Source organism: Prauserella sediminis (genome assembly GCF_014195435.1).
Taxonomy (GTDB): domain Bacteria; phylum Actinomycetota; class Actinomycetes; order Mycobacteriales; family Pseudonocardiaceae; genus Prauserella; species Prauserella salsuginis.
On the sequence record NZ_JACIBS010000013.1, the window covers coordinates 1 to 22,554 of the forward strand.

Here is a 22,554-nt window from a genome sequence, read left to right on the forward strand (position 1 = left end):
GAAGGTGCACTCAGACAGGTTCGACCAGACCGAGAACTGCCGCATCGTCTCCTCCTCGAGCCCCTCGGCGCCGAGGAGCACTGCGACCGAATTCCCTGTACAGGGCCCCTCACCAAACACATCGACCTGGCTGAATCTGCGCCTCATGTCCCGAATCCCCTCTCTTGCTCGCGCGCCGCATCGTCGGGAGTGTGCTCCAGGCCGAGCGCCGGGTCTCCGTAGACGGACTGCACCTCGGAGATCACGACCCGGTATGTACCGAGCCGTTCGTCCTACCGCGGCTTCGCGAGCCGGGGGGCCATGCCAACGAGCTGCCGGAGAGCGTCCATGTCGGTCCAGTAGTACACCTCAGCGTGCAGGCCGGTGTCTTCGTTGTGCCATGCCTCTTCCCCGAAGAACCCGGGTATCTGGCGTGTGCGTTGGGCGACACCGTCGTTGATGCGGTGGAAGTCGTCGTCGAGCGCACCGACTTCGAAGATGAACGTCGAGGAGTGTCTCGGTGCTGCCGTCATGGGGTCTCCTTCGTCGCCGTGGCGGGCAGGTCGGTGGTGGTGACGGGGTCGGCCGTTCGAACACCGCCGCGCTGTGCTGCACCTCCGGCGACGATCACGATGGCGATGCCGAGCATTTGCATTAACGTGGGCGTCTGAGCGAGCACCAGCAGTCCGATGAGGATGCCGAAGGCGGGCTCGACGGACAGCAGCGTGCCGAACGCGGCGTGGGTCATGCGGCGCAGGGCGAGCATCTCGAGCCCGAATGCGATCACCGGGGTGATCAGCGCGATCCCGGCGGCCGCGGGCAGCACCCACCATGTGAGATCACCGCCGATGACCTGCGGCAGCCCGACCGGCAGTGTGGCCAACGCCGCGATCGGGATCGTGAGCGAGAGTCCGCTGATGCCGGAGAATCGGTCGCCGACATGTTGCGTGAACACGTTGTACAGTCCCCAGCACGCACCCGCGGCCAGAGCGAATCCGACGCCAGCGAGATCGATGTTTCCGTGCCAGGGCTCGGTGAGCAGCACGACCCCGACGAAGGCGAGCAGCGGCCAGATGAGCACCTTGCGCTGCTTGCTCATCAGACCCGCCACGGTCAGCGGGCCGAGGAACTCGATCGCGACCGCAGTGCCCAGCGGGATCCGCTCGACGCCGGCGAGGAAGAAGGTCGTCATGAACCCCGTGACCACGCCGAGCGCGAGCAGAGCCGGTAGATCCTTGCGACGAAGAGAACGGACGGCCGGACGGGCGATGATCCAGAGGAAGGCCACCCCGAAGCACATTCGCAGCCAGGCCGTGCCACCGGCCCCGACTTGCTCGATCACCCGGACCGAGAGGGAGTTCGAGAGCTGCACCGCGAGCATCGCCGCCACCGCCATCGACCAGGGCGGGATCCCCCGGCTGCTGGGCCTGCCTACCATGGCGCACTCACCGACCGCCGCGATACACGGACGTCGGAACCGAGGGCGGAGAGCGCCTGGGTCAGAGCGTCGGCGGCCGCGGTGAGCTCCAAGTGGGTGATTGGGGCGAGGGCGTCGAGGATGAAGAACGCCGCCACCGTGTCGTCAGCGAGCGCGGTGCGGCGGCCCTGCCGCCAGTTCCACCGTCTGCACGTCACCGCGACGTCGTCGCGCCAGACGACCTCGCCGACCTCAGGGTGCTCGATCACGCTCTCGCCTCCGGCGACCGTGTCAAAGGCTTCCTCGCCAACGGCGCGCACCAATCGGGCGGGGCCTTCGTACCTGTGGAAGTCCTCGCCGCCGAACGGGACCTGATGCAGCACCGAGACTGCGTTGTAGACGTCAGCGAGGGCGTTCACCCGAGGAAGACCTTTCTCCGCGCGGCGGGTGAGAGCTTCCAAGCTGTTGCGGGTACGTTGGGGCTTCGCGCCGAATGTCCGGTACGCCTCCCGCCAGGCTGCAATGTGCGGCAGGTCCTCCACGGGCGACGCGGCGAGCAGCGCCCGGGCATGGGCCTCAGCCCGGTCGATCAGCTCATCAGCCGACGAGGCCGCGACCTCCGGGTCAAGCCCGTCGACGACGAGCAGAAGAGTGCAGTAGTCCGGCCGCAGCTCGAACACGGCAGGATCTACAGTGCACGCGGCGAGGAACGCCTCTGGGGACTGGAATTCAGGCATCGGGAGCCTGCGTCCTGTGAGCGTGCCCCACCCCGGGCTCGTACACCGCGAGCGAGAAGCGGGCGGGCGCATGGCTCGGGTTGGAATACGAGTGCTCGGCGTCGCCGAAGAATGTCAGGGCATCTCCGGCTTCGAGCACGTGGACGTGTCCGTCGACTTCGACCGTGACGGTGCCCCGCTGGACCTGGAGCAGCTCACGCGTGCCGGCTGCATGAGCCTCGCTCACGTGGTGCTCGCTCGGCGCAAGCGTCCAATCCCACAGCTCGACCACGTCCGGCGGCTCCGTACCGGCAACCAACACACCGCGGCCACCGGCAGCGCCCGTCCAGAGCACCGCGCCGTCCTCGCTCCGAGTCACCTTCGCGACCTTCGAGACGGGAGGTTCCACGAGAGAAGGCAAGCCAACCCCGAGCGCATCGGAGAGCCGCAGAAGGCTGCCGACGCTCGGGTTGACCAAGCCCTGCTCCACGTTGACGACCATGCGCCGACTCACCCCGGCGCTCTTGGCGAGCTGGTCGAGCGTCCAGCCGCGCGCATTCCGCTCCTGCCTCACCCGCGCACCGATCGCGCGCGCCAGCGACTCTGCACCTTCATCCATGTAATGCATCATAGTGCACTGTATGCGCAGCTTCCTGCCGTGGGGCACGGGTGTCACCCCCACCGCCGTGCTCGCGGGCATCGGGATGCCTTTTCAACGAAGTCAGCCATGTACAGAGCATCGAGACTCGACTGATCCACCACGGCTTCGTCTCTGTCACCGCGTCGCGTAGTACGCGACAACTGACGAGGCAGCGACGTTGAGGGAGTCGACGCCGCCCATCATCGGGGTCGTCACCCTCCGATCGAGTATCCGTTCAGTCGCCGGGGGCCAGCCCGTGCCCCACAGACCCGAACACCAAGGCAAACCTCTAGTGGCCCTCGGCGACCAGCTCGTCCAGCGAGATCGCATCATCCCCAAGCGTCATGCCTGCAATGACGTAGCCAGTCGCCTTGAGCTGATCGACGCCGCTCGGCCACGGATCTATTCGGGCCCAAGGCACCTGGAAGACAGTTCCCATCAACACGCGGAGGGGCCGCTGGAGGAATCTGTGACATATGAGATCGCTTGCTGATGTGCAGGCGTGGAAGGATGTTGTTGTGCCCAAGCCGTACCCCCGTGAGTTCCGGGAGGACGTCGTCCGGGTCGCGCGTAACCGTGAGTCGGGTGTGACGATCGAGCAGGTTGCCAGTGACTTCGGTGCTCACCCGATGACGTTGCAGAAGTGGCTGCGTCAGGCCGATACCGAGGATGGGGTCAAACCCGGTATCACCTCGGATGCGGCGGCTGAGCTGCGCGAGCTCAAGCGCCGTAATCGGCAGTTGGAGCAGGAGAACGAGGTCTTGCGCCGGGCGGCGGCGTATTTGTCGCAGGGCAACCTGCCGGGAAAGGCTCTACCCGCTCGTGACGGAGCTGGCCGCCGCTGGCGCCCCGATCCGGGTGCCGGTGGCGGTGTCGTTCCGGGTATGGAAGCTCCATCGCCAGCACTACTACGCCTGGCTCGCCCAGCCGGTCACCGATGCCGAGCACGACGAAGCCTACGTGGCGAACGCGCTGTTCGACGCCCACAGTGACGATCCTGAGTTCGGCTACCGCCTGTTGCACGATGAGATCACCGCCACCGGGCACAATGTGTCGGAATGCACGGTGTGGAAGCTCTGCTCGAGCAACGAGTGGTGGTGCGTGTTCGGCAAGAAACGCCGTTCCCGCAAGGCCCGGCCTGGCACTCCGGCGCACGAGGACCTGGTGTGCCGTGAGTTCATCGCTGATGATCCGAACCAGCTGTGGCTGACCGACATCTCCCACCAGCGAGGGCAAGCTCTACATCTGCGCTGTCAAGGACGTGTGGTCGGGCCGGATCGTGGGCTACTCCATCGCCGACCGCATGACCTCCCAGCTCGCCCTCGACGCGCTGGAATCAGCCGTCGTCCGTCGCGGCGGCAGCGTCGCCAGCTGCACGTTGCACAGCGATCGTGGAGGCCAATTTCGCAGTAGGAAGCTGCAACAAGCGTTGTGGCGGCACCACATGCGTGGATCCATGGGCCACGTCGGCGCTGCCGGTGACAACGCCGCAATGGAGAGCTTCCTCAGTCTTCTACAACGCAATGTTCTCGATCGTCGCCGGTGGGACACCCGGGAAGAACTACGGATCGCGATCGTGACCTGGATCGAACCCACCTACCACCGCAGACGCCACCAACCCGACTCGGCCGTTTGACCCCCATCGAGTACGAAACCATCATGAGCCAGGCCGCCACAACTGCGGCCTAAACCACTGTCACAGAACCGTTCAGCAACCCCACTAACCCACCGACACCCCAGGGTGGAGCGGCGGCGCTGCCGAGTTCCCGCCCCAAGTATCGCCGCACCGGAGCACACGCGCGGCGGCGCACTCACCGCCCGGGGTCGCACTCCCGGCCGCCCACCTGGACCTGGCCCGCGCCGGGTGAAGGACGTAGGAGGATTTCTACCGTGTTCGACGTTGACCTGCCCAATACAGAGACGATCCCCCCGATAGTTCGGTCGTTCGCGGCCTGCCTCGCGTCGGTGATCGAAACGTCCCCCTCCGAAGTTCCGCAGCCTCCTGCTGACTTACAGGGCACGCTCGCTCACTGGCGAAGCTGGCTGGCCGGCCGGGGCGCCGGACTCGTCCCGATCGCCAACCCCGCGCGGTTTAACTGGCCCGGCTACTGGCTGGCCATCCTCGACGGCAAGGTTGGCAAACGCCACGAGCGGGACGGGATCGCGGTATTGATGTTCGGCACGCCTTCTGGGGTCGTCCTCAGCCCCCAGGACGGTGACCTGGTGGGGGCGGCAGCGAGCACACTGCCAGTTCGCGAAGGCTACGTCATCTCGGGACTCGACCCGTCCGTGCCCGTACCGAGTGCTGCCTCGTCTGCCCGGCTCTCCGGAACAGTCGAAGCGATCGCAGTGACTGCGGAAGCGACCGAGCCGATGCGCCTCGTCAGCCAGGCGCTCGCCTGTGCCGGGCGCGGACTGGACGGTGACCGCTATGCCGCCAAGGCCGGCACCTTCACCCCGGCCGACGACACCGTGCGCGGATACGACCTCACCCTCGTCGAGGCCGAAGTCCTCGACGAGCTACGGCTGTCCGACGGCGGCACGCTCGGCTACGCCGAGGCACGCCGCAATATCGTCACGCGCGGGTTGGAGCTCAACGCCCTCGTAGGCCGACGCTTCCGCGTCGGCAAGGTCGAGTGCCTGGGCCAACGCCTCTGCGAACCGTGCGCACACCTCGAACACCTCACCTCCGCTGGCGCGCTGCGCGGGCTGATCCACCGAGGCGGCCTCCGCGCCGACGTCCTCACCGACGGCAAGATCACCACCGACAGTGATATCGAGACCATCGACTAACTACGGGCCCAGCACAGCATCCGCAAGCGGACCCCTTCCGCACCAACCGGCATCGCACGTCGTCATGCTTGTTGGGTCGCGCAAGGGCCGCAGCGCAGCACGTCGATTTCGCGGCTTCCACCACACCGCCGGGTCGCGGGCGAGGTACAGGTGATGGGCCCACAAGGAGCTGATGATCAGGACGACCTCATCGGAGCCGGCGACACTGCCACCAAGATGCGCACGCAACGACACTGATTCATGCTCGTCGATCATGGCGTTCGTCGGCGGCTGTTCTGCAATGACTGGAGGACTGGCATTGCCGCGATCTGGTCTGCGCTCAGATCGTCCCAGTCGAGTCCGCTGGGGCGGCGCGGCGGTGCGCAAGTGATGACCTCGTCGGTCGTGACGATCACGTCGACGCTGAAGTCGTGGCTCGTCTCGGGAATGTCGTCCTCGACCATCTGCAGCGAATGCTGCAGTACTAGTGCTCAATGAGTGCTAGTTCAACCTACTCGGTGGTGTAGCCGGCATCTGCACTGCGATAGGCATGGGTAGGTGGTTACGGCACATCGGCACCTCGCAGCACCGCAGTTCGGTCTGGCGGTCACAGCACATGAACGCCAGGGCCATTGACCTGAACGAGCCGGTGGTGCGGTCGAGCCCTGCCCACGCGGACTCATCGCTATCGGTGCGGATGCGGATGCGGATGCGGATGCGGAAGGGTCGTCGTCCGTCTTCCCGAGGCACCGTGAGGTCCAGGTCTGCGGGCATGATCCGATCGCCGAAACCTCCTACCCGTACCTGCCGTCCTATGTCGAAATCGCGCGAGCAGCCTCCGACCCACGAGCCCGGACGAGGCTTCCCTGGCGCGGGAGCATCGTCTGGTCCGGCTGAAGGACTATGTCGCCAACATTCCGGTCGCCCCTCATGTCCGCCGGCGAGGTGACTCGAAGTACCACGACCTGTGGCACGTCGGGCAGTCCTTCCGGATGTCCAAGACCGACCTGCGGGCACCATCGATCTTCCACCTCACCCCGACGGGATCGGTGCCCACCTCACCGTGGTGTTCACTGCGCTGCAACTGCGGCCGCTGCCCAGCGCGACCATCGCGGTGCACTGTGGGGCCACGACAAGCGACCCTTAGCACTAGCACTCGAGTCGAGAGCCCTTGAGAGCCCTCCTCCAGCGCCTTCTTCACCCACACCCGCAGAGACTCGTGATGCACATCGACCAACGGGGCGATCGCCCGCGCTGCGGCATACGGCGACTCGAACTCATCCAGCCGCTCCAAGACCAGACGAACAGCCTTCTCACGAACCTCACGCGGGTAACGCTTCGACATGATGACGACCATCTTCCCTCAAGACAGGAAGCGGCCCCCAACCCGTGACGGTTCAGGGGGCCGTAGTGCCGGCAGTCCGGCTTGCGGCGGAACGGCTCGAACAGCTCGGTGTCGGTACTGACGTCGTGTGCGTAACCAGCCCGGATCTACTGTACCGGGCAGTACGGGCCCGGCAAGGCACGAAGAGGCTGAGTCATGGATTCTGGACCAGGTGCTCCCCTGGGACCGCGCTACACCCATGGTCACCGTCCTCGACGGCCACCCGGACACGCTGACGTTCCTGGCCACCGTCAATCGCGTCGCCACGACCGCGCTGGGGGTAACCCTCTTTGGCCAGTCAGGCTCGCTTGAGGACGTCTATCGCTACCATGGGCTCGACGCCGAGAGCATAGTCCACGCGGCGGTCGACCTGTCCGACCGAAAATGCCTGGAAGTACAGTAAGGAAAGCTGGCCATGACCTCTCGCGTCGAAATGCCCGCGCTCGGCGAGAGCGTGACCGAGGTCCTGTTCACCACCGGCTCAAGCAGGGCGGCTTCACTGTGGACAAGGACGAACCACTGTTGGAAGCGCAGCACCAGTCTTCCGTCCACAAGCCTCGTACGCGTCCGCGCTGAAGCCGGTCAAGGCCACCGCTCCCCAACACTCGACGCAATCCTACTGCAGGCCAGTCAATCAGGCACAGGTTCTAGTAGCACCTCTGAGATGGAGTTTCTCCAGCGGCGTTCCAATCCGGCGCACATAGCGGCAATCATTGGCTCCGTGACGTGGGAGTAGATGCCGCGGACGCCGGGGAGGCGGTGGCCGAGGCGGTCGTGAATCAGGACTTCCGGCACGCCGTCTTCGATGAGCCAGGTGCGCTGCGTGTGGCGAAGATCGTGGAAAGTTAAACCCGGTTTCAGCGCCGCCCGGCCACGTTCCTTGTCGCCCTCGACCGCAGGCTTCCAGAAGCGCTTGCCGAAGTTCGCGCGCCTCAGGAGGCCGCCGTGGCGGCCGGTGAAGACGTGGTCGCCAACCTGCCGACCGGCGTGCTCGGTCAGAAGCGCAGTCAACGACGTGGGGATATGGATGGTACGGACGCTAGCCGGGGTTTTTGGGGGCCCGAGTTCCAGCACTCCCCCGTGTTCGTGCAGCGCACCCTTGTCGGCGTCGATGTTGATCGTGCCAGCCTTCAGGTCGACGTTGTGCCACTGCAGGCCGGCGAGTTCACCCCACCGCATCCCCGTATACGCGGCCGTGACGACGAGTACACGTCCGTCTGTTCCGCACCGCTGGCTGATCCGGTCGACCTCCCACGGTGCCGCAACCACTCGCTGTTTTGGAGCCGACAGGCGCACTCCGAGTCGGCTGCATGGGTTGTTGGCAATGAGTCCCTCATCAACGGCTTCCCGCAGGATCATCGACAACAGGACCATCACGTCGGTGGTGGTGGCGTCGGCGAGGTGACGGTTGAGGTTCTTCACCCACGCCTTGATACGGATCCGACTCATCTCGGCCAGCGGGACATCACCGAACTTCGGCAGGATGTGATTGTCGAGATGGCATCGATACTTCGCCCATGTCCCAGCCGACACGTCGTGCGCCTCGCTCCATATCTCGATCCACTCCCCGAGTGTGATCTGTCCCTTCTTCGGATCCTGGAACAGCTGGTTTCGCAGCTCGTACTTAATGTCGCTAGCGCGGCCGCGTGCCCGTTCCGGATCGGCGAACCCGGATTCGCTGCCAATGCTGCCGTCGGGACGTTGGTACCGCACACGCCAACCACCGCCGTGCTGTTCGATCCACGCCATCGAGCCCCTCCTCGTAACCCTGATGTTTGGAGCGCCCGTCGCTGCGACGGGGCCACGTCCATCGACGCTCCATATCCCGTAGAGAGCAAGTGCCCCACCGCGGCCCGCCACATCCCCCTCGACAGCCCGGACACCGTGTGCTCCCGATAGCCCTTCACCGGGGCGTTCGACGTCCGTTCCGGACGATGTCGCGCAGGTCGGCGTCAGAGAAGCGCAGATGTTTTCCGAGGAACGTGCACGGAACCGCACGTCGGCCGGCCTGCCGACGCAACCATGATTCCTTCACCGTTAGGCGATGCGCCGCTTCGGCGGGCGTATACAGTCGCGATGCAGAGCCACCGTCGCCGCCGTTCTGCACGCTGCTGTCAGCTGGTTGTACCGCCCGTACATCGCGAACGTCGCCGTGCGCGGGCCGTGGGGTTCGACGGGAAGTCATCACGAACGGCCGCTCTCGCGTCCCTCACCCAGACCTGCGGCGCCATCGAGTGTCAGGGAACGACGCAGGATGACGACGTCTTCGTGCGTGATGAGGTGGAGGGGAAGGCCTTGTTCGCGTTGTTTGCGGATGAAGTCGCGTTGGAAGAAGCTGCCCCGGGCGATGAGCGTGTCGTTGGCGACGCGGGCAAGGAGCGCGACGCACCGTTCGACGGGTTCAAGTCCGGCGGCGTGTCCGCAGGCGATGATTTGTGATGGCAGGTCGATCAGTTCGGCATGCTCGCGCCAGGGGCGCACGGTGATGGCGACGTGCCCTCCTGGACGCAGGATGTTCGCAGCTCCGGCCAGGATGCGTGTGAAGCCGGACAGGAGTCGGTGGTGTCCAACGTTGGCAAGGTTTCCACGGTCGAGGGTGTTGCCGTAGCGGTGGTAGTACTTGTGGACTTTTCCGTCGGCCGAGTCGGTGCTCGCAGTGGCGACGCGGCCGTGGGTGGAGGGCCCGTAGGGCGGTGAGGTGACGACGAGCGCAGCTTGCCCGTGATACTCCGCGGGCAGCAGGTGCGGGAGTTGCCGGGCGTCGCCGTGTACCACCTGGGCGTCGGCGTTGTGTCCGCGTTCGCGGGCGAGTTCGAGGTTGGCTTGGGCGATGGCGGCCCAGTGGGGTTCGTATTCGACGGCTAGGGCGCGCCGTCCGGCGTGGAGGGCTTCGACGAGGGTGGTGCCGGCTCCGGCCATGGGGTCGAACACGAGCTCGCCCGGACGGGTGTAGTGCTCGATGGCGTGGGCGGCGACGGCGGGAAGCATCTTGGCAGGGTGTGCCGTGGTTCCGGCCACGTAGCGGCCTTTCCGCTGGTTCGCTGGCGAGGTTTGCGCGGTCGTCCACACGGACACGGGCAGCTCACCTACGCCGGGTGCATCGTTGTCGGCGGGGTTGGCGTCGAGTGTGTCGATGAGGGTGCGTGGGATTGGCATGGTCGCCTCGTCGGTGTGCGCGTCGCAGTGCTGGGCGCGTTCGTTCGGCGGCTGTGGGGTCATGGCGGCAGGCACCTTTCACGGTTCCGGTCAGCGGGTGAGTAGCCCGTTCAGGGCGGCGATGCAGGTCCGGCTCACGAGGGGTCGCCGCTGGTGGGCGTGGCGGGATCGGTCGCGGCCGTGTCAGGCGGCGTGACATCTGTTTCGGATGGTTGCGCGAACACGAGGATGTCGCTGTGGACGCGCAGGTGCGGCGCGGGCAGTCCGCGCGCGTGGGCGTGGTGGCGGGCGCGGTCGTGGTCGGTGGTGTGGGCGGGGCTCGGATCGGAGTGGAGATGGCCGTCGCGGATCGGGGTGTGGAGGGCGACGATGTGCTGGAGGTAGAGCAGGTCGGCGTGTTGACAGGCCGCCACGATGTCCCCGGTCGGATCGACCAGTCGTTCGCGGTGGGAATCGCTGTGGGTGTAGACGGCGAAAATTCCTCCGGCGCGTAGCTGCGTGGCCGCGGCATGGGCGATGCGGTCCAGGGGCAGCGTGTCCGTCGCGTGGGCGGGCAGCGAGGCGAGGACGAGGTCGGCGCGGGCCGGACGGCGCGTACAGCCGGAATCTGTGTGGCCGTGGGTGGGTGCGGTGGCGGCCAGCGCTGCGGCGGGGTTGGCGTGGCTGGTGGGCAGGCTCGCCCAGAACGGACGGGCGCCGCCCGACTCGCTGGACGCATGCGGGATGAGGGTCGCGACGTCGGCGCTGCGGTTCAGGGCGTGCACCACGTCGAGCACAGAGCACTCGGGTTGCCCGTCGGTCTCACCCACATCGGCGGAGGGGGCGTCGGTGCGGGTGCCAACCGGGTCCGGGGTGAGCAGCGTGACGTGTGCGCCGGGGTCGGTGAACGCGGCAACGAGGGTTTCCACGATGGGTGTGGGCCAGGGCGCGCGTGCATCGACGGGTTCGGGTCCGCAGGTCCACACGGTGGCCGGTGTCGGTGTCGCCGGGGCACCGGTGGTGTTCCGGCGCGACGCGGCCGGGGTTTTCGGGCGCGTACCGGCGGCGCTGCGGGGTGTGCTTGGGCGGGAACGCGGGGTGGCTCCGGGGTATGCCGGGCGGGTCTCGACACGGGACGAACGCGACGAGGTGGGGGCATTGTTGCGACGTCGGTGACCATCGGCGTGCGACGACGAGGATGAGGCCATGAGTGCTCCTCCCAGAGGGCCGGACTGAGCTGGCGATAACGGAACCGGCTGGGGCGCTGTCGTCAGGCAATACTCACCACGACCCGGATTTGCGACACGTCTCAGCGTGAAATGACGCGCCGTCCACACCCGCCCGAGACGCCGTCCCGCGCACCCTCCGCGCCGCGCGCGGAGCGAACCGTTCCGCTGCCCTCCCGCTTGCTGCACGTGCCTGCACCTCGGCTCACGGGTGCGCCGCAGCACAGACCTTGGAAGAGGTGATTTCCCCGGCTTTCGGCAGCACGGCGCCGGCCCTTTTCGTGGCTGCGGCAGCCGCATTCACGCTCGTCGTCGCCAACGGCGAATCAGCAGGTCACAGCGTTGATGCGGGGCGTGTCAGCAGTGTGATTCACGTGGTCGGCGGGGTCCGCCTGTCCCGTGGTCGTCGGGCGGTGTGAGGCGGTGTTGTCGCGCTAGTGAGGCGGTGTTGAGGCGGCGACGACACGGGTGTGAGGCCCTCGGTGTGGCGTGCTGATGGCAATTCGCTCAGCCGCACTCGCAAGGGGGTCGTGATGACCAGTGGGAAGAAGGACCGTGCGCGAATCTATGACGTGAGTAGCAAGCCGGATTTCGTCGCCGACTCGGACGTGTTCGCGATGGCGCGTTCGGCGTTCGCCTGGTTGGTTGCCGGCCCGGATCCGGTCAGCGTGGACGGACGCGCCGTCCCGGGGTTGCCGCCACGTCCGGTGCCGTTGGATGAGCTGGGCACGCGACTGTTGGCGCGGACCTGCCCGCAGGTTACGCGCGACGGCGCGTGGGCCTATCTCATCACCCGGTCGCGGGCCGAAGGTGGTACGTGGACTGTGGCGTGTGTGGGGCTGGCGCTGCCGAGCGTGCTGCGGGCCGCGTCGTTGGTGACGCGCCGAGTTTCCGGTGACACGCATGACATCAACGCCGCGGTCTTCACCGGTTTCCTTGCCGCCCTGCCGACCGTCGACCTGGCGCGTCCGGCGATTCTGGCGCGCCTGTATTACGCGGCATACCGCGCGGGCTTGGCGGCGCGGGACGAGATCGTCGGCAGTCCGATACCGGCCGGGGAACGGGTGTCGGAGGCCGCCGCGACGCCGCAACCGGAGGGGCATCCCGACTTGGTGTTGGCCCGCGCGGTCGCCGCTGGTGCCATCACCACGGCCGAAGCCGATCTGATCTCCGTCACGCGCCTCGGCGACACGTCACTGGCCGAGGCGGCCGCCGAGCGCGGCAGTTCGTACAAGGCGACGGCGAAAGCGCGGGAGCGCGCCGAAGCACGCCTCCGTACCTACCTGACCGACGAGCCGGTCGACACCGATGCGAACGCACACGAACCACATCCCACGCCCGCGGGGACGAGCCGCGACAAGAACGCCGGAGGCACCCGCGGCAGGCGACCCGAGACGGCACGTGACCGCGGGCGTGGGCAGAAAACACGGCAACCGATGTCGCACAACGCCGCCAAATCCCGCATTGCCTCACGCGGGGCTCCTTCTCCCGCACGACCCAGTTCTCGCGCCCGTCCCGCCCGTTCCGGTCCGGCCGCGCCGACTCGTCGGGAGGTCCGCTCATGCGACTGACGCCCCCACGCCCTCACCGCCGCACTCGCCGTCCCCGCACTGCTGGTGCCTTCTCGCGGGTCCGCGCGGGCGGGGTAGTCGCCGCGGTGGCACTGGCCGTGTTCGTGTGCACGCCAGCAACGGCCCTGGCCGACGTCGGCCAGGTGGTCGCGTTGGCGCGCACGGTCGATGAGGTGTTGAGCAACATCCGCGACTGGATTATGGGGATCCTGGCGGCGGTCGCGGTGGTGTTCCTGACCATCGGCGGTCTGCGCTATCTGATGGCCTCCGGCGACCCAGGGGAGGTCGAGAAGGCCAAGGGGGCGTTTAAGGCCGCCGGTATCGGGTTCGGTCTGGCCGCGCTGGCCCCGTTGGTCGTCGAGATCCTGACTGGCATCGTGGGCGGTGTGTAGCCCATGGCTCCCACGAGCGCCCGGTTGCGGCGGTGGGCAGGCGCGCTCGCCGCGACCGCGGCCCTGCTGGCCACATTCGCCGCGACGGCGGCGACCTCGATCGCGGCCACCCCCGCCCCGCCGGCCACACCGGTTGCGGCACCGGCCCAGACCGAGCCGCCGTTCCCGCTACCGCCGGTCGACGAGCTGGACTGCCGGCCGGGGTCGACTGATCCACGGTGCACGCTGCCCGACGCGCCCAGCAGCACCGCACCGCCCCCGGAATCGCACCTGCCGCCGGTCACGGAACTACCTCCGCCGCCGTCGTGTTTTCCCGGTTCACTCGCCCCCGGATGCGACGGGCCCACCGGTTCCGACGACCCGGACGGTTCAACGACGCCGGAGCCGTGCACCGGGCCGAATTGCATTCCCCAGCCCGCCCCGGTGGAACCGGGACAGCCCGACAGGCCGCCCGAGTCGAACGAGGACGGCGACGAGGAGGCCAGCGACTGCGGGATCACCGACCCGGTTGCGTGTGTCACCGACGGCATCGACAGCCTGTTCCGCGGTGTGGTGACCGAGGCGCTGAACCCGCTTCTCGACTTGCTGGGCCAGACCCTGCTGACCACACCCGAGCCGAGTGACCTGCCGAGTATCGGACAGCTGTGGACCCAGTCGTGGCACATCCTGCTGTCGGCCTATGTGGGGCTCGTGCTCATCGCCGGCATGGTGGTGATGAGCTATCAGTCGCTGCAGACCCACTACTCGATCAAAGAGATCGCACCTCGCCTCGCGGCGGGGTTTCTGGCGGGCACGCTGTCGCTGTTTCTGGCGACCAAGGCGATCCAGATCGCCAACGCCCTCGCCCAGGCCGTGCTCGGCGAAGGGGTGAATGCCGACACCGCGAGCACCGCGCTGACCACGATGGTGCTCGGCGCACTGAACGGCGGCGGGCTGTGGATCGTGTTCATCGGCCTGGCCCTGGCGGTCATGGTCATCGTGCTGCTGATCACCTTCATCGTGCGGGTGATGCTGACGATCCTGCTGATCGCCGCGGCACCGCTCGCGCTGATGTGGCACGCCCTGCCCCACACCGAAGGTATCGCCCGCGCGTGGTGGAAAGCGTTCGGCGGCGTGCTGGCCATCCAGGTGGGCCAGTCGCTGACGATGGTCGTGGCGCTACGGGTGTTTTTCACCCCGGGCGGACTGTCGATGTTCGGACCCACCGCCGACGGACTGGTGAACCTGCTGGTGTCGCTGGCGCTGATGTGGGTGCTGATCAAGATCCCGTTCTGGTGCCTGCGTCCCCTCTCCAGCGGCGGACGGTCGATGGTCGGCTCGTTGGCACGCGGGGCGATCGCTTACAAGACGATGGGGCTGCTCGGCGGCGCCGGATCGATACTCGGCGGGAAACGGTCGTCGCGCCGCGGGCCGCGCGCGCACACCACCGACCGCGCCTCTGGTGGCGGTGATCCGGCGGCGACGCGCTCGGGGCAGTTCATGCTGCCGATGCGGCTGCGCCGCACCCGCCCCTCCTCCCACCGCAGCCCCCGACTCGGCGATACCGCCGCGGCCACGGGCGAGCCGGGAGATCGGCGGCCGGGGCCGGGCCAGCTGTCGCTGCTGTCGGTGACCGGCGCCGCGGGTACGCACGACGTGCGGCCGAATCCGCGGGCGTTGCCGCCCGATGAACTCCCCGGGGCGCTCCCGACCGAGCAGCGCGGTTTGCCGATCACCACCCGCCGATCCCCCGACGCGACGCCGCGCCGCACGGTGGCCGACGAGCACGCCACACGGCGCCCGAGCATGCCACCACCGGTGCCGCAGTCGGGCCTGCTGACCCCGGACGGGCGGATCAACCGCAACGCCCGCCCACACGCACGTCTGCCCGGCGCGTTGATCGCCCCGCAAACCGGGATGCTGCCCATCCACCTCCAGCCGGCCCCGACCGCACCGACGCGCCACACCCTGGCCGATGAACGCAGAGCCGCACCCGCCGACACCCCGCCGATCCGGCAACGAGGGCCCGGGCTGATCACACCGTCCGGGCAGATCAACCGCGCGGCCCGACCACGTCGGCCCCGCCCGACGCGCGATGCCTACACCGGCAACCGTCCCTTGGCCTCGGGCCAGTACCCGTTACCACTCGGCGTGCGGCGCCAGCCGACGCCGCGGGCCGACGCTCAGTCCCCGGCGCCGACGCCGCCGTCCACACCGCGGCCTGCGCCGCGGGCTCGTCAACTGGCCTTGCCCCTGGACCTGCCGCGACGCAGGCGGGGAAAGCCTGCGAAGTGAGGTGCCTTCCACCATGACCAGTCCTGTGCGTGTCCCCGCCGATGTGGACCGGCCCGACCGCGTCCTCGGACCACTGTCGGCCCGACAACTAGCGATTCTCGGCACCGCCGGCCTGCTGATGTATGGCCTCTACCTGGCCGTGCGCTCCGTGGTTCCGCTCGCCGTGTTCCTCGTCGCCGCCGTGCCGATCGCGGTTGCCGTCGTGGTGCTGGCCATGGGGCGGCGGGACGGGGTGAGCCTCGATCGGCTGGCGCTGTCCGCCCTGCGATGGCGCCTATCGCCGCGCCACCGCGTGGCCGCCCCCGAAGGAGTACGGCCCGCCCCGCCGTGGTTGGCCGCCCACGCCTCGTCGCAGCACACCAGCGGCGGGGTCGACGAGGAGGTGTCTGCGGTGCCCGTGCAGCTTCCCGCGACCGGCATCGCTGATCACGGTGGCCAGGCGGGGATCGTTGATTTGGGCAGTGACGGACTCGCGCTCATCGCTGCGTGTTCCACGGTGAATTTCAGCCTGCGCACTCCGGGCGAACAAGATGCGTTGGTCGCCGCGTTCGCGCGGTTTCTGCATTCGCTGTCGGCCCCGGTCCAGATTCTCGTGCGGGCAGAACGGCTCGACCTCACCCGGCAGATCGATCAGCTGCGGGCGCGGGCCGGTGGGCTTCCGCACCCGGCCTTGGAAGCCGCCGCCCGCGATCACGCCGACTACCTGGCCGAGCTGACTACGCAAACCGATCTGCTGCGCCGCCAGGTACTGCTCGTGCTGCGCGAGCCACTGCCGACCGCGCCCGGCTCGGAGGCATCCGGCCGATGGCCATGGCGGCGGCGTCACCGAGATGAGGAGTCCGGCAACGCCGACGGCGCGCGGCAAGCGGCCGAGCAACGGCTGGCCCGTCGGTTGGGCGAAGCCAGCGACCTGTTGTCGACCGCGGGGATCGTGGTGAGCCCGTTGGACGCGGCGGCCGCGACCGGAGTGCTGGCTGCGGCCTGCAATCCCGACACCTTCCTACCGGCCTCAGCCGAGCTCGCCGCCGCCGACGACATCGTCACTGCCACCACCACCGTCACCGACCTCTACGACACCGGCTCGGACCACGAACCGGACCACCCACCTGCCCGCCCAGGAACGGCTGCGCCAGCGACGTCGACGGCGCGGGAGTCCACGGCAACGGGGCCGTGGTTGGAGCCGGACCAGGACTGGGACTACGACGATGAGATCGAAAGCAGGTAACGCCATGGCACACGCTCCACATCGCCGCAGACCTGCGCGGACGGGCTCGGCCAGTGTCTTCACTCCGGATGCGTTGTCCGTGGCCGCCCGCCATCTGGAAGTGGGCAACGAGTACGTCGCCTCATTCGGAGTCACCGGGTATCCACAAGAGGTCTATCCCGGCTGGCTCGCGCCCTTGCTGACCTACCCGGCACGCTTGGATGTCTCGGTACACCTGTGCCCGATCGACCCGGCCACCGCCGCCACCCGGCTCCGTACGCAGCGGGCCAAACTGGAATCCTCCCGCCGTCACAACGCCCGGCACGACCGGCTCGACGATCCCGAACTCGATGCTGCGGCCGAAGACGCCGCCGATCTCTCGCAGCGCGTCGCCCGCGGTGAGGGGCGGTTGTTCCGGTTCGGGCTGTATCTGACGGTGCACGCCCCGGACCCCGACTCGCTGGCCGACCAGGTCGCCGCGTTGCGTTCGCTGTGTGCCTCGTTGCTCCTGGATGCCAAACCGGCCACCTACCGGGCATTGCAAGGCTGGGTCACCACCCTGCCGGTCGGGATCGACGGGCTCGGGTTGACCCGCACGTTCGACACCGCCGCCGTGGCGGCGGCGTTTCCCTTCACCTCACCGGATCTGCCGCCGACCGACCCGACCAGCACCACACCGACCGGTGTGCTGTACGGGTACAACATCGGCTCTGCCGGGCTGGTGCACTGGGACCGTTTCGCCTGCGACAACTACAACACCGTCGTGCTCGGACGGTCAGGGGCGGGCAAGTCGTACTTCGTCAAGCTCGAGACCCTGCGCTCGCTCTACCGCACCCTGGCCCCGGAGGCCGCCGACCCCGCCGCGGCGGAAGGGGTGCAAGCCTTCGTCGTCGACCCCGAGGACGAATACGCCCGCCTCGCCGCCGAGATCGGCGGTACCTACGTGCATCTGGGCGCCGCGGGCGTGCATCTGAACCCCTTCGACCTGCCGATCCACACCAGCGCGGGCGGGCGCCGCACCGCGCCCGCCGACGCGCTGCGGCGACAGACGCTGCTTCTGCACACCGTCCTCGCGGTCGCCTTCGGCGCGGCAGTCAGCGCCGAGCAGCGGGCCGTCCTCGACACCGCGATCGCCGAAACCTACCGCCAGGCTGGCATCACCGACGAGGCGCGCACGTGGACCCGCCCCGCCCCACTACTACGTGATCTGCGCGCGGTCCTGGCCGCCCGGGGCGAGGAGGGCGACCACGTCGCCGCCGACCTGGCGGCCCAATTACACCCGCTGGTCGACGGGGCCTACAGCGCCCTGTTCGACGGGCCCACCTCCACCACCCCGGACGGGCATCTGGTCGTGTTCTCCCTGCGCGACCTACCTGACGAGGTCCGCCCCTTAGGCACGCTGCTCGCTCTGGATCCGATCTGGCGGCGCGTGTCGAACCCTACCCACCGGCGCCCCCGGCTCGTCGTGGTCGACGAGGCCTGGCAGCTGATGCAACAGCCCGAAGGCGCCCAATTCCTGTTCCGCATGGCCAAAGCCGCGCGCAAACACTGGGCCGGACTCACCGTCGCCACCCAGGACACCGCGGACGTGCTCGGCAGTGAACTCGGCAAGGCGATCGTGGCCAACGCCGCCACCCAGGTGCTGTTGCGTCAAGCCCCGCAAGCCATCGACGAGATCGCCACGACCTTCGACCTGTCGGCCGGTGAACGCCACTTCCTCCTCTCAGCCGAAAAGGGCCAAGGACTCCTCAGCTCCGGCACCCACCGGGTCGCCTTCCACACCGTGGCCTCCCCGACCGAGAACGTCCTGATCACCACCGACCCCGCCGAACTCGCCCACCTCGCCGCACACGACGACGCCATCGACCCGAGCCTGGCCGACGCCTACATCGACCTCGAGCCCCAGGCGCCACGGGCCACGGCGGTCGCCGGCAACCCGTTCGACGAGGACGACGAGCCGGCCGCCCACGTCGACCTCGAACCTGGCTAACACCCGCTGCGTAACAGCAACGGCGCGATCTCCGCGCGTGCGTGTTCACCCGTTGTTTTCTGACCAGAGGAGTTGTGCCATGCCTTCGTCGATCGCTACCGGTGGCTGGGTGGGTGATTACCTGCGCGATCCCGGCGGCACCGCGCTGGACATGCTCGCCGCGCTCGGCGACTGGGCCCGCAGCTGGGGCCTCGTGGCCGCGGCGTTCGTCGCGGTGGCCGGAACCGTGGCAACAGCGGCGACCCTGGCGCGGCGTGGGCGACTGCGCGCGCGGCTGCAGACCGATGCCCGGTGCGTCACCGTGCTCGCCCCACCGACCGTCGATCCTGGCGGGGGCACCGCGCTATGGTCCAACCTCGCCGGGCTGCTGCGCCCGACGTGGCGACGGCTCTGGTTCGGACAACCCCATCTGGCGATGGAGTACGTGTTCACCGAACACGGGGTGGCGGTGCAATTCTGGGTCGCCGGAACCATCCCGCCCGCGCTGGTCGAGCGGGCGATCGAGGCTGCATGGCCAGGCGCGCATACCCGCACCCACCCGGCCGCACCGCCGTTTCCCGCACTCGAACCCGGCCACCACCGGATCACCGTGGCCGGCACGCTGCGCCTGGGCCGGTCCGAAGCCCTGCCGATCCGCACCGATTTCGAGGCCGACCCGATCCGCGGCCTCCTCGGCGCCCCCGTCGGGCTCGGACCGGGTGAACGGGCATGCGTGCAGATCCTCGCCCGACCTGTCACGGGCAGACGCGTGGCCCGCGCCCGCCGCGCCGCGCGCCGGGTGCACCACGGCCGTTCCGGGCAGTTCAGATCGGCCCTCCTCGACGCCCTCACTCCCGGTACGAACGCCACCTGCCGACGGCGCACGCCCGATACGCGGCGCATCAGCCCCGACCCGCAAGTCTCACTTGAATACTCCGCACAGAACAAGGCCATCGTCGGCAAACACCGTGGCCCGCAGTACGAGACGACCATCCGCTACGCCGTGATCAGCGACCTGACGGGCGAGGTCAACGGTGACGGGGACCTCGCCCGTCAGGCGCACCAGACTGCGCGCGGACGGGCGCACGCCCTCGCCGCAGCGTTCGCCGCCTACACCGAGCACAACCACTACACCCGCACCCGGTTGCGCTCGGCCGCCGCCGTGTTGGCCCAGCGGCGTCTGGGTTCCGGTGATCTGTTGTCGGTGCCCGAACTGGCCGCACTCGCCCACCTGCCCGCCGACGCCGACATCCCCGGCATCGAACGCGCCGGAGCCAAAGCCGTCGCCCCGCCACCCGGCGTCGCCGTACCCGGCGCCGGGGTCAAACCACTCGGACACTCCGACACCGGTCACGCCCGCGCCGTGGGTCTGTACGTGCCCGATGCCCGCCACCACGTGCACGTCCTCGGCGCCACCGGCTCGGGCAAATCGACGCTGCTGGGCAACATGATCCTCGACGACATCGAGACCGGCCGCGGCATGGTCCTCATCGATCCGAAGGGCGACCTGGTCACGGACATCCTCAACCGGATCCCTCTCGACGCGGCCGCACGCGTGGTGCTCTTCGACGCCGACTCACGACACCGACCACCGATCCTCAACCCCCTCGAAGGCGGCGAAACCGACCGCGAGGTCGACAACCTCGTATCGGTGTTTCGGCGGGTGTATTCGGCGTTCTGGGGCCCGCGCACCGATGACCTGATGCGCGCCGCCTGTCTGACCCTCCGCGCAGCCGAAGGCGTACCCACCCTGGCCGACCTACCGAAACTACTCGCGAGCGAGGCCTACCGATCCCGTATCACCAGCGGCCTGACCGATCCCGTCCTGACCGGGTTCTGGCAGTGGTACGACGACCTCACCGATTCGTCCCGCTCCCAGGTGATCTCCCCGCTGATGAACAAACTGCGCGCCTTCCTCTTGCGTCCGTTCGTCAAAGAAGCCATCGCCGGCGGCCGGTCCACAGTGGACATGAGTAGCGTTCTTGACGACGGCGGGATCTGCCTGGTGCGTATCCCCAAAGGATCGCTCGGCGAGGAAACCACGCGACTGGTCGGCTCGCTGGTGGTGGCGCGTGCCTGGCAAGCCACCACTGCCCGCGCACACACACCGCAGCGCCTCCGCCCCGATGCCTCACTCGTTGTCGACGAGTGCCACAACTTCCTGAACCTGCCCTACCCGCTGGAAGACATGCTCGCCGAAGCCCGCGGATTTCGCGTCGGCATGACCCTGGCCCACCAACACCTCGGCCAACTTCCCCGCGAGCTCAAAGAGGGCATCTCGACCAACGCACGCAACAAGATCTTCTTCTCCGCCAGCCCCGAAGACGCCCGTGAACTCGCGCGCCACACCGCGCCGCGCCTGAGCGACCACGACCTGTCCCACCTCGGCGTCTATCGCACCGCGACCCGCCTGGTGGTCGGCGGCGAAGAAACCGAACCGTTCACCATGGCCACCACCTCCCTACCCGACCCCGTACCCGGACGCGCACGAGCGATCCGCGCCGCCCTCCGAGCCCAACGCCGTGCCCACAACCCCACCGAACCCGATCCCAGCTCCGACACAGCCGCAGCCCCGTCGAATGCCCCCGCGGCGCCCTCGCAATCGGCGGCGCGCGGGCAACGCCCTCCGGCCCCCGATCCCCGCCGCACCAGGCCGTAAGCCTCACCGCCGCAACCAGTGGTGCGCCATCTGCCGATCGGCCTGGACCCTTCGGGTCATCTGCCCACACCGGTATCCACACTCTGTTGATACGCAAGGGAGCCGCGTCGTGATCACCACGCCCACCCGCCAACACGCGCTACGTACCCCGCGCCCGCAGAGTCGCACCCCGCGGACGGCGGGCTCAATCGAGCATCACGCGATGCTCGCCACGCGGCTGACCGCCCGCGACAAATGGATCCTGGCGATGCTGCACGAGCACCGAGTGCTGACCAGCAGCCACATCCAGGACGCCGCCTTCCCCTCCGGCCGCGCCACCCGACAACGCCTGCGCGAGCTGTACCTGTGGCGCGCGGTCAGCCGATTCCAGCCCTTCCGGCAACGCGGCTCGGCCCCCATGCACTACGTCCTCGGACCCGCCGGAGCCGCCGTTCTGGCCGCCGAACACGGCCTCGAGCCAACCGAACTCGGCTACCGCCACGACCGGGCCATGGCCATCGCCCACAACCAACGCCTCGCCCACACCACGGGCATCAACGACTTCTTCACCTCACTGATCGCCCACACCCGCCACACCCCACCAGGCAGCGGACGGATAGAGCTGACGGCGTGGTGGTCCGAAACCCGGTGCGCCCGCCACTTCGGTGACCTCGTGATCCCCGACGGCTACGGCCGCTGGCACACCCACACCACCAAGCGCGCCAGCGACGTGGAGTTCTTCCTCGAGTTCGACACCGGCACCGAAACACTGACCAAAGTCGCACGCAAACTACTCGGCTACGCCCGCCTGGCCGAATCCACCGGCATCGCGACCCCCGTGCTGCTGTGGCTGCCCACCACACGCCGCGAGGCCGGCGTGCGCACCGCACTCGCCCGCATTCACGCCGAACTCGACCACCCCGCCGCCGTGCCCGTCGCCACCGCCGCTGCCGACCTGCTCGACCCGGTCGCGCCGCACCCCAGCCCCGCCCAAGACGTCTGGCTTCCCCTGACCTCGGCCCACGCCCACCGCTCCGGGCCCCGCTACTCCCTCACCGACCTTCCCGGCGCCTGGCCCTCGCTAGCCCCACCCACCACCGACATCGACACCACCGGCGACGCCGTTGACCCCCAGACGGCCTCGCCCTACCGCCTGCCACCGCCGCGGCCCACACCACCTCCCGCCACACCCAACCGCCAGCCCCGCCACTGAACGCGACAACCGCCACGAAGGGAG

Annotated in this window: 18 protein-coding genes and 1 pseudogene; 10 read left to right on the forward strand and 9 right to left on the reverse strand. The window is 68.5% G+C overall.

Annotation, left to right across the window (positions count from 1 at the left end; all coding sequences use genetic code 11):
- The 5 genes from FB384_RS27410 to FB384_RS25335 form a co-directional block, all read right to left on the reverse strand.
- Positions 1 to 147, reverse strand: a 147-nt coding sequence (locus FB384_RS27410; protein WP_183787368.1) for a PhzF family phenazine biosynthesis protein, incomplete at its 3' end; no start/stop codon positions are given.
- Positions 148 to 272: 125 nt separating this feature from the next.
- Complete coding sequence (locus FB384_RS25320) at positions 273 to 512, reverse strand: hypothetical protein (protein ID WP_221213667.1); 240 nt, start codon at positions 510 to 512, stop codon at positions 273 to 275.
- The gene (locus FB384_RS25325) at positions 509 to 1,417 is read right to left on the reverse strand and encodes an EamA family transporter (RefSeq protein WP_228726690.1); all 909 of its coding nucleotides are present in this window, start codon (positions 1,415 to 1,417) and stop codon (positions 509 to 511) included. The genes FB384_RS25320 and FB384_RS25325 overlap by 4 nt, the downstream gene beginning before the upstream one ends.
- Positions 1,411 to 2,133: a B3/B4 domain-containing protein gene (locus FB384_RS25330; protein WP_183787369.1), complete on the reverse strand. Its 723-nt coding sequence runs from the start codon at positions 2,131 to 2,133 to the stop codon at positions 1,411 to 1,413. The genes FB384_RS25325 and FB384_RS25330 overlap by 7 nt, the downstream gene beginning before the upstream one ends.
- Complete coding sequence (locus FB384_RS25335; RefSeq protein WP_221213668.1) at positions 2,126 to 2,743, reverse strand: helix-turn-helix domain-containing protein; 618 nt, start codon at positions 2,741 to 2,743, stop codon at positions 2,126 to 2,128. Before FB384_RS25335 ends, FB384_RS25330 begins: the two co-directional genes overlap by 8 nt.
- A gap of 527 nt (positions 2,744 to 3,270) precedes the next feature.
- Here FB384_RS25335 and FB384_RS25340 point away from each other — a divergent pair.
- A pseudogene (locus tag FB384_RS25340) lies at positions 3,271 to 4,441 on the forward strand (IS3 family transposase).
- A gap of 201 nt (positions 4,442 to 4,642) precedes the next feature.
- Complete coding sequence (locus FB384_RS26595) at positions 4,643 to 5,545, forward strand: MOSC domain-containing protein (RefSeq protein WP_221213669.1); 903 nt, start codon at positions 4,643 to 4,645, stop codon at positions 5,543 to 5,545.
- A gap of 251 nt (positions 5,546 to 5,796) precedes the next feature.
- Here FB384_RS26595 and FB384_RS25350 read toward each other — a convergent pair whose 3' ends face one another.
- Positions 5,797 to 5,988 carry a hypothetical protein gene (locus FB384_RS25350; protein WP_228726691.1) on the reverse strand — a complete coding sequence of 64 codons (192 nt, stop codon included), beginning with the start codon at positions 5,986 to 5,988 and terminating at the stop codon, positions 5,797 to 5,799.
- A gap of 1,119 nt (positions 5,989 to 7,107) precedes the next feature.
- Here FB384_RS25350 and FB384_RS27580 point away from each other — a divergent pair.
- Entirely contained in the window at positions 7,108 to 7,311 is a 204-nt protein-coding gene (locus FB384_RS27580) for a hypothetical protein (protein ID WP_407676115.1), read from the forward strand.
- 227 nt (positions 7,312 to 7,538) lie between these two features.
- Here the strand turns inward: FB384_RS27580 and FB384_RS25360 are convergent, their stop codons facing one another.
- The 3 genes from FB384_RS25360 to FB384_RS25370 all read right to left on the reverse strand — a co-directional run bounded on the left by FB384_RS25360 (position 7,539) and on the right by FB384_RS25370 (position 10,972).
- Positions 7,539 to 8,657, reverse strand: a complete 1,119-nt coding sequence (locus FB384_RS25360; protein WP_183787370.1) for a tyrosine-type recombinase/integrase — start codon at positions 8,655 to 8,657, stop codon at positions 7,539 to 7,541.
- Positions 8,658 to 9,092: 435 nt separating this feature from the next.
- Positions 9,093 to 10,127: a TRM11 family SAM-dependent methyltransferase gene (locus FB384_RS25365; RefSeq protein WP_183787371.1), complete on the reverse strand. Its 1,035-nt coding sequence runs from the start codon at positions 10,125 to 10,127 to the stop codon at positions 9,093 to 9,095.
- Between the two features lie 71 nt (positions 10,128 to 10,198).
- Positions 10,199 to 10,972, reverse strand: a complete 774-nt coding sequence (locus FB384_RS25370) for a hypothetical protein (RefSeq protein WP_183787372.1) — start codon at positions 10,970 to 10,972, stop codon at positions 10,199 to 10,201.
- 830 nt (positions 10,973 to 11,802) lie between these two features.
- Here FB384_RS25370 and FB384_RS25375 point away from each other — a divergent pair.
- From FB384_RS25375 to FB384_RS25405, 7 genes are all read left to right on the forward strand, one after another.
- Positions 11,803 to 12,840 (forward strand): sigma-70 family RNA polymerase sigma factor, encoded by a 1,038-nt coding sequence (locus FB384_RS25375; protein ID WP_183787373.1) that lies wholly within the window; start codon positions 11,803 to 11,805, stop codon positions 12,838 to 12,840.
- 86 nt (positions 12,841 to 12,926) lie between these two features.
- A complete protein-coding gene (locus FB384_RS25380) occupies positions 12,927 to 13,232 on the forward strand; it encodes a pilin (RefSeq protein ID WP_183787374.1) in 306 nt (101 codons plus the stop codon).
- Between the two features lie 3 nt (positions 13,233 to 13,235).
- On the forward strand, positions 13,236 to 15,506 hold the full coding sequence (locus tag FB384_RS25385; protein ID WP_228726692.1) for a hypothetical protein: 2,271 nt from the start codon (positions 13,236 to 13,238) through the stop codon (positions 15,504 to 15,506).
- Positions 15,507 to 15,519: 13 nt separating this feature from the next.
- The gene (locus tag FB384_RS25390) at positions 15,520 to 16,731 is read left to right on the forward strand and encodes a PrgI family protein (protein WP_183787375.1); all 1,212 of its coding nucleotides are present in this window, start codon (positions 15,520 to 15,522) and stop codon (positions 16,729 to 16,731) included.
- 4 nt (positions 16,732 to 16,735) lie between these two features.
- The gene (locus FB384_RS25395) at positions 16,736 to 18,700 is read left to right on the forward strand and encodes a VirB4 family type IV secretion system protein (RefSeq protein WP_183787376.1); all 1,965 of its coding nucleotides are present in this window, start codon (positions 16,736 to 16,738) and stop codon (positions 18,698 to 18,700) included.
- A 79-nt stretch (positions 18,701 to 18,779) separates the two neighbouring features.
- Positions 18,780 to 21,338, forward strand: coding sequence for a type IV secretory system conjugative DNA transfer family protein (locus tag FB384_RS25400; RefSeq protein ID WP_183787377.1), 2,559 nt, complete (start codon positions 18,780 to 18,782; stop codon positions 21,336 to 21,338).
- Positions 21,339 to 21,447: 109 nt separating this feature from the next.
- Positions 21,448 to 22,530: a replication-relaxation family protein gene (locus FB384_RS25405; RefSeq protein ID WP_183787378.1), complete on the forward strand. Its 1,083-nt coding sequence runs from the start codon at positions 21,448 to 21,450 to the stop codon at positions 22,528 to 22,530.
- Positions 22,531 to 22,554: the final 24 nt, after the last annotated feature.

What these genes read in the sequence shown, in the direction of transcription:
- FB384_RS25325 (WP_228726690.1), bottom strand. Translation starts at nt 1,417, where the DNA reads ATGGTAGGCAGGCCCAGCAGCCGGGGGATCCCGCCCTGGTCGATGGCG.
- FB384_RS25390 (WP_183787375.1), top strand. Translation starts at nt 15,520, where the DNA reads ATGACCAGTCCTGTGCGTGTCCCCGCCGATGTGGACCGGCCCGACCGC.
- FB384_RS25395 (WP_183787376.1), top strand. Translation starts at nt 16,736, where the DNA reads ATGGCACACGCTCCACATCGCCGCAGACCTGCGCGGACGGGCTCGGCC.
- FB384_RS25385 (WP_228726692.1), top strand. Translation starts at nt 13,236, where the DNA reads ATGGCTCCCACGAGCGCCCGGTTGCGGCGGTGGGCAGGCGCGCTCGCC.
- FB384_RS25335 (WP_221213668.1), bottom strand. Translation starts at nt 2,743, where the DNA reads ATGATGCATTACATGGATGAAGGTGCAGAGTCGCTGGCGCGCGCGATC.
- FB384_RS25320 (WP_221213667.1), bottom strand. Translation starts at nt 512, where the DNA reads ATGACGGCAGCACCGAGACACTCCTCGACGTTCATCTTCGAAGTCGGT.
- FB384_RS25330 (WP_183787369.1), bottom strand. Translation starts at nt 2,133, where the DNA reads ATGCCTGAATTCCAGTCCCCAGAGGCGTTCCTCGCCGCGTGCACTGTA.
- FB384_RS27580 (WP_407676115.1), top strand. Translation starts at nt 7,108, where the DNA reads ATGGTCACCGTCCTCGACGGCCACCCGGACACGCTGACGTTCCTGGCC.
- FB384_RS25350 (WP_228726691.1), bottom strand. Translation starts at nt 5,988, where the DNA reads ATGGTCGAGGACGACATTCCCGAGACGAGCCACGACTTCAGCGTCGAC.
- FB384_RS25360 (WP_183787370.1), bottom strand. Translation starts at nt 8,657, where the DNA reads ATGGCGTGGATCGAACAGCACGGCGGTGGTTGGCGTGTGCGGTACCAA.
- FB384_RS25375 (WP_183787373.1), top strand. Translation starts at nt 11,803, where the DNA reads ATGACCAGTGGGAAGAAGGACCGTGCGCGAATCTATGACGTGAGTAGC.
- FB384_RS25400 (WP_183787377.1), top strand. Translation starts at nt 18,780, where the DNA reads ATGCCTTCGTCGATCGCTACCGGTGGCTGGGTGGGTGATTACCTGCGC.
- FB384_RS25365 (WP_183787371.1), bottom strand. Translation starts at nt 10,127, where the DNA reads ATGACCCCACAGCCGCCGAACGAACGCGCCCAGCACTGCGACGCGCAC.